This window comes from Stenotrophomonas sp. YJH_SMC_4, from assembly GCF_059371575.1.
Map to the genome: position 1 here is coordinate 446,520 of NZ_JCAFUR010000003.1, position 15,172 is coordinate 461,691.

Sequence of the window (15,172 nt, forward strand, 5' to 3'; positions counted from 1 at the left end):
ACCTGAATAGTTACGTTATAACATTTCACGTCAATTTCACGGACCGTGCCATGCGTCGCCATCTCCTTGCTACCGCCCTTCTGTTCGCCGTCCACAGCGCCCAGGCCGCGGACGAACCCACCCTCCCCACCCTCCAGGTCCAGGCCAGCCAGCCCTCCCGTATCGACAGCCGGGTCACCGTCGACAACCCACAGGCGCAGAACCGCACCCTGGGCGGCCTGCTCGAACACGTCTCCGGCGTGCAGAACAGTGCTTTCGGGCCGAACGCGGGTGCCCCGGTCATCCGCAGCCTCAGCGGCAACCGCGTGCAGATCCTGCAGGACGGCCAGTCCATCCTCGGGATGAACGCGATCAGCGGCGACATCAACATCCCGTTCGATCCGCTGTTCGTACGCAGTGTCACCGTCAACAAGTCTTCCGACACCGTGCGCTACGGCGGCAATGCGATCGGCGGCAGCGTGGAGATCGATTCGGGCCTGATCTCGCGCAGCATGGAAGACAAGGACCAGTCGATGGAACTGGTCCTGCGCAAGGGCTTCAACGCCGCCGACGCGCAGGGCTTCCGCATGAACTTCAACAACCAGCGCAACTTCTCGACCAACCTGCAGGTCTCGCGTCAGCGCATCTCGCACTACGACATCCCCGGCAACAGCAAGGCCAGTGTCTGCAACACGCGCCTGTTCCCGCCGACCGGTGGCGTGAACTCTGCGCTGGCCGACAGCTGCCAGAAGGAAGCGCGCGTGCAGCAGATCTACAACAAGGCGTCGCAGCCCTACATCGACCAGTTCATGACCGAAAACCCGGACTGGGCCGACGGCGATTTCTCCTTCTACACCAACAATCCGACTTCGGTCTGGCAGCGCCGCACCTACATCAATCCGGTCAATCCTGCCTATGTCGCTGGCACGCCGTCGTACGTGCAGAAGCAGATCAACAACGACGTGACGCCCGATTACCATCACCGGTTGGGCAACAGCTACGCGAGAAATTCGCAGGTGGCGCTCGGGTCGACCCTGTTCTTCGACCGTGGTTACGTGGGTATCAGCATCGATGCCAAGGACAGCGAGTACGGCGTGCCGGGGTTCTCGATGCAGAACCTGTCGTTCGGTTCCAACTATGCCAACGGGCTGCCGGTGGGGGTGGTGATCAAGCAGGAACGCTATGCACTGGAAGCCCTGCTGCGCGATCCGCTGCCGTGGTTCGAGCGCGCCGAACTGCGCGTTTCCAAGCTGGACAACACCTCGGGCGAGCGGCTGGGTGCCACCCGCGCCAACGACTACGATTTCGAGAGCACCCAGGCCGAGCTGCTGCTCAGCCATCAGCGCGTCGGTCCGCTCAGCGGCATGCTGGGTTTCAGCCACCAGTCGCGTGATGTCACCGGCAGTGGCTCGCTGCGCTACCTGCCTGACGTCGACACCCGCAGCAACGCGGTGTTCCTGAAGGAGACGCTGGACTTCGGCTGGGCCAGTTTCGACGCTGGCGTGCGCCACGAGCGCGTTGACCATGACCTGCAACCAAGCCGCTTCAAGACCGCGCGCAATGCCGCCAACGCGAAACTGCAGGACCGCGACTACCGGCTCAACAGCTACAGCCTGGGATCGTATGTCGAGCTCGGTCCGTTGTTCGCCGCCAAGGTGCGCTACTCGTCTTCGCAGCGCGCACCGGAGATCAACGAGTTGTATGCGAGCAATGCTCACTATTCGGTGATGACCCAGGAAGAAGGCAACCAGAACCTCGAGCCGGAACGCGCGAAGAACCTGGAACTGACCGGCCTGTTCCACCTCGGTGGTTTCGAACTGTCGGCCACCGCGTACCGGATGAAGTACGAGAACTATCTGTACCTGGGTTACTCGGGCATGCAGACCGCCAACCGCCTGCCGCTGAAGTACTGGAAGCAGACCGACACCACGGTGAAGGGCTTCGAGATCGATGCCTCGCAGGCATTGGACCTGGGCCGCTACGGCACGTTGAACCTGTCCGCCTTCGCCGACCTGGTGAAGAACAAGGCCGACCGCCCCGATTCGTTGCGTGCCCACAATGACGGCGAGTACCTGCCGAACATGCCGACCAACCGCTACGGTGCCACCCTGCAGTGGCAGCGCGAGGGCTGGAAGGCGCGGCTGTCCAGCACCTACTACGACACGCAGAAGTACCTCGACCACAACGTGAGCGAGGAAGTGCCGCTGGATGCATTCAACCTGGTCGACCTGCAGGTCAGCCGTGAGCTGCCGGTACGCAACAGCTACATCGCCGGCATGGAGGTGTTCGTCAACGGCAGCAACCTGCTCAATCAAGAAGCACGGCCGCACAACTCGCCGCTGAAGTACATCGCGCCGCTGCCCGGGCGCGGTTTCCAGGTGGGCGTGACGGTGAAGCTCTGAGGATCGAACGCGTCGGTACGCGCCTGCGGGCAAATGGCCTGCAGGCGTTCTCCCCCGCCCCCCCTGCGTGGTTGCGCCACACGCACCGGTTGATTCACCATCGGCAAAAGAGGAGAGCGTGATGAACTGGAAGCATGCGGTTTCACTGGCGCTGTTGTTGTCCGTTTCATCAGCCGCAAGTGCTGCGTCTGCGATCACCTACGACAAGGATGGCCGCTACGGCTATTCGATGAACCAGTCTTCCCTCACCACTGCGATGCAGCAGTCGCTGCACTACTGCGCAGCGCGATCGCGCAATTGCGGTCAGTTCGCCAGCACCACCAGCGAAGGCTATTCGGCCATAGCGACCGGCACGATCGCGTTGGGCTTTGCACTGGGTGAGAAGACGGCGGACGCCGCGCAGCGGAAGGCCGAAAGAATGTGCAGGGAACGTGCCAACGACTGCACGCTTGCGTTGCTGTGGCGGGAAATTCCACCTCGCCACATTGAACCGCCACAGCTGCCGGGTACACCCGCTCCGGCACCGGCGATGACCCCCGCGCCCATGCCAACGCCTGCCTCCCGCACCGATCAGCCAGGATAGTCAGCTCCACGCTGCGAGTGTCGGATAAAGAAAAACGCCTGCAGATCGAGGATCTGCAGGCGCTTCTTTGTATCTGGCGGAGTGAGAGGGATTCGAACCCTCGATAGAGCTTTTGACCCTATACTCCCTTAGCAGGGGAGCCCCTTCGGCCACTCGGGCATCACTCCGGGGTTTTCTCCGCGTCTGGTGCGTTGCACCTCAGCGGGGCGTGAATCATAACGTTAATCGAGTGCGAAGGTAAAGCGTTATTCGGCAGAATTTTCACTACCGGTGCCACCGGCTTCGTCACCGCGCTGGATGCGCTGATAGATCTCTTCGCGATGCACAGCAACGTCCTTCGGCGCGGTGATGCCGATACGCACCTGGTTACCCTTGACGCCAAGCACGGTGACGCTCACCGAGTCTCCGATCATCAGGGTTTCGCCGACGCGGCGAGTCAGGATCAACATTTTTGTAAGTCTCCATGGAACCGTGTGGAAGGGTATCCCCCACCGGCTTGACGCTCCGTCAAGAAGCGCTACCACGACAAAGGGAAAAGATTCGCAATGGTACCGTCAGCCGTCCCGCTCCTACAAGGAGGGGGACGGCCAGGTTCATCACAGGCGGGGGCTGACCCATTCGACGACTGCAGCCAGCGCAGTGGCAAGGGCGGGCCCGTCCTCGCCACCACCCTGGGCGAGGTCCGGGCGTCCGCCGCCCTTGCCCCCGATCTGACTGGCGATATGGGACAACAGTTCCCCGGCCTTGACCTTGCCCATTGCACTGCCGTTCACACCCGCGACCAGGGCGGCCTTGCCGTCCTGGGCGCCGGCCAGCACGATCACCGCGTCGCCCAGCTGCTGCTTGAGACGGTCCATGGCGTCACGCAGGGCCTTGGCGTCGAAGCCCTCCAGGCGGGCAGCCAGTACCTTCACGCCAGCAACCTCGACGGCCTGGCCGGACAGATCGGCCGTGGCACCGGCGGCGACCTTGGCCTTCACGGCCTCCAGTTCGCGCTCCAGCTGCTTCTGGCGCTGGCCGAGGGCACGGATCTTCTCGACCACGTCGGCAGCGCTGCCACCGAGCAGTTCAGCGGCCTCGGCCAGGCGGGCCTCTTCGGCGTCCACGTAATCCAGCGCACCCTGGCCGGTAACAGCCTCGATGCGGCGCACGCCCGCGGAGACGCCGCCCTCGGAGGTGATCTTGAACAGGCCGATGTCACCGGTACGGTTGACGTGGGTACCACCGCACAGCTCGGTGGAGTAGTCACCCATCTTCAACACGCGCACGTGCTCGCCGTACTTCTCGCCGAACAGGGCCATCGCGCCGAAGTCCAGCGCTTCCTGCATGCCCATGTTGTGTACTTCGGCGGCGTTGTTGGCGCGCACCTGCTGGTTGACCTTGCGCTCGATCACGGCAAGCTCTTCCGCGCTGATCGGCTGGAAGTGCGAGAAGTCGAAACGCAGGCGGTCCGGAGCGACCAGCGAGCCCTTCTGCTGCACGTGGCTGCCCAGCACTTCGCGCAGGGCGGCGTGCAGCAGGTGGGTGGCCGAGTGGTTGAGGATGGTGGCGCCACGGCGCTCGCCATCGACCTGGCCGGAGAGCACGTCGCCGACCTTCAGGCCGCCTTCGGACAGGGTGCCGACATGGCCATGGAACTGGCCGGCGAACTTCTGGGTGTCGTCCACCGCCAGGCGCACGCCGTTGCCGGTCAGTACGCCGGTGTCACCGACCTGGCCGCCGGACTCGGCGTAGAACGGGGTCTGGTTGGTGATGACGATGACTGCGTCACCGGCATCGGCCGACTGCACCGGACGGCCGTCCTTGAGCAGGGCCAGCACGGTCAGGCCGTCAGCCTGCAGGCGGTCGTAGCCCAGGAACAGGGTCGGGCTCAGGGTCGCCACCAGCTCGGCGGGCAGGGTCACGCCACCACCGAACTTGCCGGCCGCGCGCGCGGTCTCGCGCTGCTGCTCCATCGCGGCATCGAAGCCGGCAATGTCGACGGTCAGGTCGCGCTCGCGGGCGATGTCCTGGGTCAGGTCGAGCGGGAAACCATAGGTGTCGTACAGGCGGAAGGCGTCAACGCCCGGGATCACGCCATTGCTGGCCTTGCCCGCGACGTCCTCGAAGATCTTCATGCCGGCATCGAGGGTTTCGGCGAAACGCTCTTCTTCGGCCTGCAGCGCACGGGTGACGGTGTCCACCGCAGCCGGCAGTTCCGGATAGGCTTCGCCCATCTGCTCGACCAGGGTCGGCACCAGCTTGCTGAAGAACGGCTGGCGCACGCCCAGCATCCAGCCGTGGCGCAGTGCGCGGCGGATGATACGGCGCAGCACGTAACCGCGGCCTTCGTTGGACGGCAGCACGCCATCGACGATCAGGAACGAACAGGCACGGATGTGGTCGGCGATCACGCGCAGCGACTTGTTTTCCAGGTCGGCGGTGCCGGTCAGCTCGGAGGCCTTGCGGATCAGCGCCTGGAACAGGTCGATCTCATAGTTGGTGTGCACGTGCTGCAGGATCGCCGCCAGGCGCTCCAGGCCCATGCCGGTATCCACGCACGGCGCCGGCAGTGGCACCAGGGTGCCGTCGGGCTGGCGGTCGAACTGCATGAACACCAGGTTCCAGATTTCGATGAAGCGGTCGCCGTCTTCATCCGGGGAACCCGGGGGGCCACCGGCAATATGGTCACCGTGGTCGTAGAAGATCTCGGTGCACGGGCCGCACGGGCCGGTGTCGGCCATCTGCCAGAAGTTGTCCGAGGCAAACGGTGCGCCCTTGTTGTCGCCGATGCGCACGATGCGCTCTTCCGGCACGCCGACCATGTCGCGCCACAGCGCGTAGGCTTCGTCATCGGTCTGGTAGACGGTGACCAGCAGGCGTTCGGCCGGCAGCTTCCAGACCTGGGTCAGCAGTTCCCAGGCCCAGGCGATCGCGTCCTTCTTGAAGTAGTCGCCGAACGACCAGTTGCCCAGCATTTCGAAGAAAGTGTGGTGGCGCGCGGTGTAGCCGACCTGGTCGAGGTCGTTGTGCTTGCCGCCCGCGCGCAGGCAGCGCTGGACGTCGGCCGCGCGCACGTAGCTGCGCTTTTCCGCGCCAAGGAACACGTCCTTGAACTGCACCATGCCGGAGTTGGTGAACAGCAGGGTCGGATCATTGCCCGGCACCAGCGGCGCCGACGGCACGATGGTGTGGCCTTTGCCCTTGAAGAATTCAAGGAAGTCGCTGCGGATCTGGGAAGTCGTGAATTTGGCGGATGCGTTCATTGGGGGCTGGCAGTCTGCGGGCCGGCGGACCCGGACCACCGGCCGCGTTGGCCAGGGTCGCGAGGGACCGCCGAAAACCTAAAGGGTATCAGGCCCGGCGCCGCCAGTCTCAGTCATCCGGGTCGTAGCGGGTCGCGCGGCGGATGCTGTCGCCGTCGAAGCCCCGCCGGGCCAGCAGATCGGCAGCCTTGCGCCGCTGTGTCAGGTCCTGCGGGCCGGCCTCGCCAAAGCGTCGGCGGACCAGATCACGGGCGTTTTCCTGCCAGTCGCCTTCGTAGCTGTCCATCGCTGCGGCAATCGCGGCACTGTCCAGGCCGTGGGTCCCCAGCTCGGCGCGGACATGGATCGGCCCATAACCGGTGTTGGCGCGCATCCTCACCAGGTTCTCGGCAAAACGGGTGTCGTCCTGCCAGCCGGCCTCGGTCAACTTGGCGACAGCGGCCTGCGCGGCTTCGTCTTCGATGCCACGGGCGGTCAGCTTGCGGGTGAGTTCCTTGCGCGAGTGCTCGCGGCGGACCAGCAGGCCCAGTGCCCGTTGCACGGGGGTCTGCTCACGCGGCCGGCGCTTGCGGCCGGTCGGAATGTCTTCGGCGTCGGACATGGGTACTCCAAGGGTGGCGCCATCCGTGGCGCCCAGCCCATCCCTGGGCGATTCGAACCTGCGGGACAGGGCGACGTCACTGACGGCGCCACCCTGCCCCACAGCAAGCCTTATTCGTCTTCGCCTTCGTCGTCGCCTTCCTCGCGGGCCGCTTCGGCCGGCTGGAATTTCTCGCGCAGCTCGGCCTCGAGCTTGGCGGCGACAGTCGGGTTGTCGCGCAGGTAGCCGCGGGCGTTGTCCTTGCCCTGGCCAATGCGTTCTTCACCGTAGCTGTACCAGGCGCCAGCCTTCTCGACCAGCTTGGCATCCACACCCATGTCGATCAGCTCGCCTTCACGGCTGATGCCTTCGCCATACAGGATCTCGGTGATGACCTGCTTGAACGGAGGTGCCAGCTTGTTCTTGACGACCTTGATCTTGGTCTGGTTACCGATGATCTCGTCACCCTTCTTGATCGCGCCGATACGGCGGATGTCCAGGCGGACCGAGGCGTAGAACTTCAGCGCGTTGCCACCCGTGGTGGTTTCCGGGCTCTGGCCCGGCATCATCACGCCGATCTTCATGCGCAGCTGGTTGATGAAGATCACCAGGGTGTTGGAGCGCTTGATGTTGCCGGTCAGCTTGCGCAGCGCCTGGCTCATCAGGCGGGCCTGCAGGCCTGGCAGCTGGTCGCCCATCTCGCCTTCGATTTCGGCCTTCGGGGTTAGCGCGGCAACCGAGTCGATCACCAGGATGTCGACCGAACCCGAACGGACCAGCATGTCGGCGATTTCCAGCGCCTGCTCACCGGTATCCGGCTGCGACAGCAGCAGGTCGTCCACGTTCACGCCCAGCTTGGCGGCGTAGATCGGGTCCAGCGCGTGCTCGGCGTCGATGAAGGCCGCGGTACCGCCCATCTTCTGGCATTCGGCGATGGCCTGCAGGGTCAAGGTGGTCTTGCCCGAGGATTCCGGCCCGTAGATCTCAACGACACGGCCCTTCGGCAGACCACCAATGCCCAGCGCGATGTCGAGCATCAGCGAACCGGTCGGGATGGCTTCGACGGGTTCGACCACGCGGTCGCCCATGCGCATCACCGAGCCCTTGCCGAACTGCTTTTCGATCTGGCCCAGAGCTGCAGCGAGGGCGCGCTTCTTGTTCTCGTCCATCGGATTGGTCCTTGCAGAGGTCGTGTCGTTGGAGGTGCTGTCTTTGGGGGTCTTCTTTGCCATGGGTTCACTTTAAGTCGGACGTATCGCACAGGCTGAGATTCTGCCCGGCGCTCTGAAAAGAATTATCGGACATCCGTACCAACCTCAGTGGAACCAGAGAATCGCCACAAAAGACCGCGGGGTAATGCGCTATGGAACGGGTCAACGGTTGGGCCGCAGCAGGCCGCAATAGAGGCCCTCGATCGCGAAGTCCTGATCCGGCAGCACCTCGATCGGCTTGTAGTCGGGATTGCGCGGCAGCAGGCGGATACGATCCTTGGCGATCTTCAGCAGCTTGACCGTAATCTCGTCATCGATGCGGGCCACCACGATCTGCCCGGAATGGGCGTCGCGGGTGCGGTGCACGCCGATCAGGTCACCGTCGAAGATGCCCTCGTCGATCATCGAATCGCCCTGCACCTTCAGCAGGTAGTCCGGCGCGGGCGAGAAGAACACCCGGTCCAGCACCACGAAATCGTCCGAGCCGATGTCGGCGCCGATCGGCAGGCCGGCCGCAACCCGGCCCAGCACCGGCAGGCGCAGCACACTGTCGGGCAGGCCCGGCTCGGCCAGCTTCTCGACCGGCGGCGCCTGCACCAGGCGGATGCCGCGGGCCTGGCCCGGGATGCGACGGATCGCACCGGCCTGCTCCAGGGCTTCCAGGTGGTACTGGGCCGCGCGCACGCCCTTGAAGCCGAACGCACGTGCGATTTCAGTCTGCGAGGGCGGCGCGCCTTCGCTCTCGATACGCTCGGCGATCAACTGCAGGATCGCCTGCTGGGTGTCGGTCAGGTCCATGGTTAGTAGTATTACTACTAATATCCGGGACTGCAAGTGCCGCAAACGACATGGAGTGGTGCGGGCCTGTTGGGCCGAGGCATGCTCGGCAAGCGTCGCCGGGTATGGCCCGGCACCAGGAGCAAAGGCAGCCGACCAGCGGTCGGCTCTACAGGAATCGCGCAGCGATTCCGCGGTTCCCGTTGGGAACCGCTGCGGTAAACACACTCACGTGTGTTTACCGCTTCTCCATATCGAGAACAGGATCCACACGCCGCAGAAGCCGGCGCCGATGAAGCCGCAGACGCCCAGCGCCAGCAGCCAGCGGCTGGAGACGCCGCCGACGCTGTGCATCACGATCGAGGAACCGATGATCAGCGCAGCAGTGACGATGCCCATCACCAACCGGTTCGCTGCGCGGTTCACCTGTTCGCCGAAGCCCTGCAGCGCCGTGGTTTCCACCTTCAACTGCAGGCGTCCCCGGCGCGCCGCCTGCACCAGCTTGCGCAGGTCGCGGGGAAGCTCACCGGCGAAGTCGACCAGGCCCAGCAGGCTGCGGCGGCCGCGCTTGAGCAGCGCCTTGGGCGCATAGCGCTGCAGCACCACCCGCTCCAGGAACGGGCGCGCGGCACTGGCCATGTCGAAATCCGGGTCCAGCTGCCGGCCCATGCCTTCCAGGGTCAGGAACGCCTTGATCATCAGCGCCAGGTCAGCCGGCAGGGTAAGGCTGTAGCTGCGCAGCAGCTGGGTGATGTCGCCCAGCATCAGGCCGATGCGCAGGTCCTTCAGCGGCACGCCACGGTATTGATCTACGAACTGGCTGATGTCGTGCTGCAGCCGGTTCTCGTCCACCTCAACACCGCCGGCCCAGTCCAGCAGCACGTCGGCCACGCCCTGCGGGTCCTGCTCGACCAGCCCGTGCAGCAGCTGAGCCACCTGGAAACGCCGCACTTCCGACAAGGCGCCGACCATGCCGAAATCGATCACGCCGATGCGCCCGTCACGCAGGTAGATGATGTTGCCGGGGTGCGGGTCGGCGTGGAAGCTGCCGTCCTCCAGCACCATCTTCAGCACGATGCCGGCGCCACGCCGTGCCAGCTCGCGCCGGTCCAGGCCCGCCGCATCGACGCCAGCCAGGTCACGCCCGGGAATGCCGTCGACGAAGTCCTGCACGTTCAGGCTTTCGCAGGTCCACTGCCAGTGCACCTTCGGAATCAGTATGTCGTCACGGCCGCTGAAGTTGCGCGCGATGCGCTCGGCATTGCGGCATTCGGCAGCGAAATCCAGTTCGCGGCGCAGCGACACGGTGAACTGCTGCACGACTTCGGCCGGGCGGTAACGACGCAGGTCCGGCAGTCGCGCTTCAACGATCTCGGCCAGGCGGGCCAGCAGACGCAGGTCGGCCTCGACCACATCGCGGATGCCGGGGCGCCGCACCTTCAGCACCACCTCGCGACCATCATGCAGGCGCGCGCGATGGGCCTGCGCCAACGAAGCGGCGGCCATCGGGATTTCATCGAGGAAGGCGAACACCTGCGTCGGCGAGGCGCCAAGGTCGGCTTCGAGCTGCTCACGGATATCCGCGTACGGCAGCGCCGGCACTGCGTTCTGCAGCTCGGAGAGCTCGGCGATCCATTCCGGCGGCAGCAGGTCAACGCGCGTCGCCAGCACCTGCCCGAGCTTGACGAAAGTGGGACCGAGATCCAGCATCGCGCTGCGCACGCGCACCGGTGCGGTCATCCGCAACAGTTCCTGCCGCTCCTCGTTCCAGTGCAGGAGGCGCCCTGCCCGCTCCAATGTGCTGGCCAGGCCGATGCGCCGCACCACGTCGCCGAAGCCATAGCGGATCAGGACGACGGCGATTTCCTGCAGTCGGCCCAGGTCACGGACCGTGCCCAGCGTTTCCCACATCATGCGTGCTCCGGACGATTACCGGAGCAGCATGTCACAGCTGGGCGTCGATACCGCGCAATGCCGCCGCCACGGTTTGCCGGCGGATGGCTTCGCGGTCGCCATCGAACTGGAACAGTTCGGCGCGGGCGTAGCCGCCGCGGCGCTTCCAGCCGATCCAGACACTGCCGACCGGCTTGTCCGGGCTGCCACCGCCAGGACCCGCGATGCCGGTCACCGCCACGGCGATGCCGGCACCGGAATTGACCAGTGCGCCGGACACCATCTCCAGCACGGTTTCGCGGCTGACCGCACCGAACTGCTCCAGCGTCTGCGCGCGCACACCCAGCAGGCGCTGCTTGGCCTCGTAGCTGTAGACCACCATGCCGCAGTCGAAGAACGCCGAGGAACCGGCAATGTCGGTCATGCATTTGGCGATCCAGCCACCACTGCAGCTTTCAGCGGTCACCAGCTGCAGCGAAGCCTGCTGCAGGCGCTGCCCGAGCGCGGCGGACTGGGCGTTGAGGTCGGCGTCGGTGGGAATGGACATCGGCATGACGGTGGGGTGAAGAACCTGCACGTTGTACCGCAGATGACAGGCGGATGTCGCGGCCCTCCGGCGCGGCTGCGCTGCCGGCCAGCGGCCGGCACTACCGGGGATTGGCCGCTACCTCACCACTCCGGCAGCTTCTCCGGCAGCAGCGCCCGGATCGGCGCGCCGTCGGCACTGGCGGCCAGCTTTTCGGCTTCGGCGATCGGCAGGTCGACCTGCAGCAGCCAGCCGTCTTCATCGGCCTGCTCGCTGCGGATCACTTCCAGCTGGTGCAGGCGCGCGCGCAGGCGGCCGGCATCGGGTGGCAGGCGCAGTTCGCCGGTGACGTGCTGTAGGCCCAGGCGCTTGCCCAGCACCGCCTGCAGCAGCTCCAGGCCCTGCCCGTCGCGTGCGGAAATCCACACCCGCTCGCGGCGCGATTCGTCCGGGATGCCATCCTGGCCGTCGTGGCGGACGTCGGCACCGTCGATGCGGTCGATCTTGTTGAACACCAGCAGCTGCGGCAGGTCGCCGGCACCGACCGCGGTCAGCACCTCGTCGACTTGGGCGATGCGCTCCTCGCGATGCGGATCGGCGGCGTCGACCACGTGCAGCAGGAAATCGGCCTCGCGCGCTTCGGACAGGGTCGAACGGAACGCGGCGACCAGGTCATGTGGCAGGTCGCGGACGAAACCGACGGTGTCGGCCAGCACCACGTTGCCCCCCGGCACCGCAATGCGGCGCACGGTTGGGTCCAGCGTCGCGAACAGCTGGTCGGCGGCATAAGCCTCGGCGCCGGTCATGGCGTTGAACAGGGTCGACTTGCCTGCGTTGGTGTAGCCCACCAGGGCCACGCGCGGCAGTTCGCTGCGCACGCGCGCACGGCGCATCTGGGTGCGCTGCACTTCCACCTTTTCCAGGCGTTTCTGCAGCTGTTCGACCCGCTTCTGCAGCAGACGGCGGTCGGTTTCCAGCTGGGTTTCACCCGGGCCGCGCAGGCCGATCGAACCACCGCGCTGGCGCTCCAGGTGGGTCCAGCCGCGCACCAGCCGCGTGGCCAGATGCCGCAGCTGCGCCAGCTCGACCTGCAGCTTGCCCTCGTGGCTGTGCGCACGCTGGGCGAAGATATCCAGGATCAGGCCGGTACGGTCGATCACCCGGCGCTCCAGGAACCGTTCCAGGTTGCGCTCCTGGCCCGGGCTCAACGCATGGTTGACCAGGATCAGGTCGGCACCGCTGGCGTCGGCCGCGGCCTTGATCTCGTCCAGCTTGCCGCTGCCGATCAGGGTCGACGGATTCGGTCGGTCCAGGCGCGCAGTGATCGTCGCGGCGATGCTGGCCCCAGCCGAGCGGGCCAGATCACCGAATTCTTCCAGCACATCGTCTTCCAGCTTGCCGAAATGGGGCTGGATCAACAGGGCGTGTTCGCCCTTTTTCGAGCGGTCAAACATTCACCGCTCCGGTCTTACTCGTCTGCTTCATCACCTGCCTGACCACCTTCACCCGACTGCACGTAACCACCGCCCGGACCGACCTTCACGTTGCGTGCCGGAACGACCGTGGAAATGGCGTGCTTGTAGACCATCTGACTGACCGTGTTGCGCAGCAGGACCACGAACTGGTCGAACGACTCGATCGTGCCCTGCAGCTTGATGCCGTTGACCAGGTACACCGAAACCGGCACGCGCTCGCGCCGAAGTGCGTTCAAGAAAGGATCCTGCAGCGATTGCCCCTTGGACATTGCACACTCCTGATTATTGTTCTTATTGGGTTGCCGACGGTTGCCACGGCCCCCGAGCCGCCCGCCGACCGATGATGTTACACGGCTGGCGGGGGTTCAGCGTGCGACGAAGGTCGACACCGCGCCGGCCAGGCGCTCCCCATCGACATGGGGGTCGAACCAGCGCGCATCAAGCTCGCCGCGCAGCCAGGTCAGCTGGCGCTTGGCCAGCTGCCGGGTGGCGAAGATTGCCTTGTCACGGAAACGGGCGGCATCACCCTCTCCGTCCAGGTATTCCCAGGCCTGGCGATAGCCAACCGCGCGCACCGCCGGCAGGTCCAGCGGCGCCGTCACGGCGGCCATTTCCGGCATTGCACGCAGTGCCCGCACCTCGTCCAGGAAGCCCTGCGCCAGCATGGCGTCGAAGCGCGCCTCGATGCGCTGGTGCAGTACCGCGCGGTCACGCGGGGCGAGGATCAGCTTGAGGGTGCGCACCGGCAATGGCGCGACGCCCGGCCGGCGCTGCCATTCACTGATCGGCGTGCCGGTGAGGCGATAGACCTCCAACGCCCGCTGGATGCGTTGCGGGTCGGTGGCATGGATACGTGCGGCTGCGGCTGGATCGACCATGGCCAGTTCTGCGTGCAGTGTCGCCCAGCCCCGCTCGGCCGCCTCGGTGCTGAGTGCTTCGCGCATCACCGGGTCGGCCTCCGGCATCGGCGACAGGCCCTGCAGCAGGGCCCGGAAGTACAGCCCCGTGCCACCTGCCAGGATCGGCGTTTTGCCGCGTGCCACGATGTCGGCCACGACGCGGCCGGCATCGGCGGCGAACTCGGCCGCCGAATAGGTCTGCCACGGATCGCGCAGGTCCAGCAGATGGTGCGGCGCCTGCGCCCGCTCGGCCGCATCCGGCTTGGCCGAGCCGATATCCAGATGCCGGTAGACCAGCGCCGAATCGACGCTGACGATCTCGCCATCCAGCTGCTTCGCCAGGGCGATCGCGGTGGCGGTCTTGCCACTGGCGGTCGGCCCCATCACGGCGATCGCCAGTGGCCGCCGGTCGATGCCCATCAGTCTTCGTCCGGCCAGCGGATCGTCGGCGTGGCGTCGGCGCGCGGCGTTGGCACGGCCTCGACTGCCTGCCAGATCTTCAGTGCATCAACGGTGGCGGCCACGTCATGCACGCGCACGATGCGCGCGCCGCGCTGCACCGCGATCAGGTGCGCGGCCACCGAGGCGGCCACGCGCTCGGACGGCGTGTCGCGACCGGTCAGTTCGCCCAGGCTGCGCTTGCGCGACAGGCCAGCCAGCATCGGCACGCCCAGCTCCAGGAACCGCTCGGAGCGTGCCAGCAGGGTCATGTTGTGGGCAGTGGTCTTGCCGAAACCGAAACCGAGATCGATCAGCAGGTTCTTCTTCGAAATGCCCGCCATCTCGGCAGCGAACAGGCGCTGGACCAGGAAGCCGTGCACCTCGGCGACCACGTCGTCGTAATGTGGATCGGCCTGCATGTGGCCTGGCTCGCCCTGCATGTGCATCAGCACCACCGGCACGCCGGTTGCAGCGGCGGCGTCCAGCGCCCCTTCCTGACGCAGTCCGTAGATGTCATTGATCATGCCGGCGCCAGCCGCCACCGCCGCGCGCATCACTTCCGGCTTGAAGGTGTCGATGCTGATCGGCACCCGGGTGCGTGCGGCCAGCTGCTCGATCACCGGAATCACCCGGCGCAGTTCCTCCTCCACCGATACCGGCGCAGCGCCCGGCCGGGTCGATTCGCCGCCGATGTCCAGCAGGTCCGCGCCCTCCTCGACCAGCTTGAGGCCATGTGCGACCGCGGCCTCGGTGGTGTCGTGCGCGCCGCCATCGGAGAACGAGTCCGGGGTGACGTTGACGATGCCCATGACCCGGGCACGGTCGAGGCGCAGGATGCGGCCGGCGCAATCGAGCTGGGGCGAGGTATCGAACATGGGCAATCCTGCAGGGACAACGGCGGGTAGTTTAGTTCGGCAGGGCGGCGCCCTGCACCCGCAGAGGCCAGAGCAACAGCAACAGCGGGTTTCCTGTGGGATGGCGGGGTGGGTCCAGTTGCGGGGGACGCCGTAAATACGTCCATGTAGCAACTGTGTTGATGGAGGGACTTGGCCCCTCCATGAGACGGGCACGGTAGTGCCGGCCGCTGGCCGGCAGCCTTTGGTCTTGCGCCCTGGCTGGCCTTAGGCAGGGACCAGCCCGTTTTCAGCGTCGCGCACCCGG

Annotated in this window: 13 protein-coding genes and 1 tRNA gene; 2 read left to right on the forward strand and 12 right to left on the reverse strand. The window is 65.9% G+C overall.

Annotated elements, in window-relative coordinates; all coding sequences use genetic code 11:
• Window positions 1-50 precede the first annotated feature (50 nt).
• Window positions 51-2,381: a TonB-dependent receptor domain-containing protein gene (locus AC5P9F_RS08295; protein ID WP_099498271.1), complete on the forward strand. Its 2,331-nt coding sequence runs from the start codon at window positions 51-53 to the stop codon at window positions 2,379-2,381.
• Between the two features lie 121 nt (window positions 2,382-2,502).
• Window positions 2,503-2,964: a DUF4189 domain-containing protein gene (locus tag AC5P9F_RS08300; protein ID WP_060381140.1), complete on the forward strand. Its 462-nt coding sequence runs from the start codon at window positions 2,503-2,505 to the stop codon at window positions 2,962-2,964.
• 74 nt (window positions 2,965-3,038) lie between these two features.
• Here AC5P9F_RS08300 and AC5P9F_RS08305 read toward each other — a convergent pair.
• The 12 genes from AC5P9F_RS08305 to folP form a co-directional block, all read right to left on the reverse strand.
• Window positions 3,039-3,131, reverse strand: a tRNA-Ser gene (locus AC5P9F_RS08305).
• A 78-nt stretch (window positions 3,132-3,209) separates the two neighbouring features.
• Window positions 3,210-3,413 (reverse strand): carbon storage regulator CsrA, encoded by a 204-nt coding sequence (gene csrA / locus AC5P9F_RS08310; protein ID WP_004152909.1) that lies wholly within the window; start codon window positions 3,411-3,413, stop codon window positions 3,210-3,212.
• Window positions 3,414-3,560: 147 nt separating this feature from the next.
• Complete coding sequence (alaS, locus tag AC5P9F_RS08315) at window positions 3,561-6,209, reverse strand: alanine--tRNA ligase (protein WP_005412938.1); 2,649 nt, start codon at window positions 6,207-6,209, stop codon at window positions 3,561-3,563.
• Window positions 6,210-6,318: 109 nt separating this feature from the next.
• The gene (recX, locus tag AC5P9F_RS08320) at window positions 6,319-6,810 is read right to left on the reverse strand and encodes a recombination regulator RecX (protein ID WP_005409024.1); all 492 of its coding nucleotides are present in this window, start codon (window positions 6,808-6,810) and stop codon (window positions 6,319-6,321) included.
• Window positions 6,811-6,920: 110 nt separating this feature from the next.
• Window positions 6,921-7,958 carry a recombinase RecA gene (gene recA, locus AC5P9F_RS08325; protein WP_005412937.1) on the reverse strand — a complete coding sequence of 346 codons (1,038 nt, stop codon included), beginning with the start codon at window positions 7,956-7,958 and terminating at the stop codon, window positions 6,921-6,923.
• Window positions 7,959-8,162: 204 nt separating this feature from the next.
• The gene (lexA, locus tag AC5P9F_RS08330) at window positions 8,163-8,798 is read right to left on the reverse strand and encodes a transcriptional repressor LexA (RefSeq protein ID WP_005412936.1); all 636 of its coding nucleotides are present in this window, start codon (window positions 8,796-8,798) and stop codon (window positions 8,163-8,165) included.
• A 207-nt stretch (window positions 8,799-9,005) separates the two neighbouring features.
• Entirely contained in the window at window positions 9,006-10,688 is a 1,683-nt protein-coding gene (gene ubiB, locus AC5P9F_RS08335; protein WP_495231934.1) for a 2-polyprenylphenol 6-hydroxylase, read from the reverse strand.
• A gap of 34 nt (window positions 10,689-10,722) precedes the next feature.
• The gene (locus AC5P9F_RS08340) at window positions 10,723-11,217 is read right to left on the reverse strand and encodes a CinA family protein (RefSeq protein WP_005409020.1); all 495 of its coding nucleotides are present in this window, start codon (window positions 11,215-11,217) and stop codon (window positions 10,723-10,725) included.
• 122 nt (window positions 11,218-11,339) lie between these two features.
• A complete protein-coding gene (gene hflX / locus AC5P9F_RS08345) occupies window positions 11,340-12,650 on the reverse strand; it encodes a ribosome rescue GTPase HflX (protein ID WP_005412934.1) in 1,311 nt (436 codons plus the stop codon).
• A 14-nt stretch (window positions 12,651-12,664) separates the two neighbouring features.
• Complete coding sequence (hfq, locus tag AC5P9F_RS08350; RefSeq protein ID WP_004152891.1) at window positions 12,665-12,940, reverse strand: RNA chaperone Hfq; 276 nt, start codon at window positions 12,938-12,940, stop codon at window positions 12,665-12,667.
• Between the two features lie 96 nt (window positions 12,941-13,036).
• A complete protein-coding gene (miaA, locus tag AC5P9F_RS08355) occupies window positions 13,037-13,990 on the reverse strand; it encodes a tRNA (adenosine(37)-N6)-dimethylallyltransferase MiaA (protein ID WP_099498270.1) in 954 nt (317 codons plus the stop codon).
• On the reverse strand, window positions 13,990-14,886 hold the full coding sequence (gene folP / locus AC5P9F_RS08360; protein WP_005409017.1) for a dihydropteroate synthase: 897 nt from the start codon (window positions 14,884-14,886) through the stop codon (window positions 13,990-13,992). Before folP ends, miaA begins: the two co-directional genes overlap by 1 nt.
• Between the last annotated feature and the right edge of the window lie 286 nt (window positions 14,887-15,172).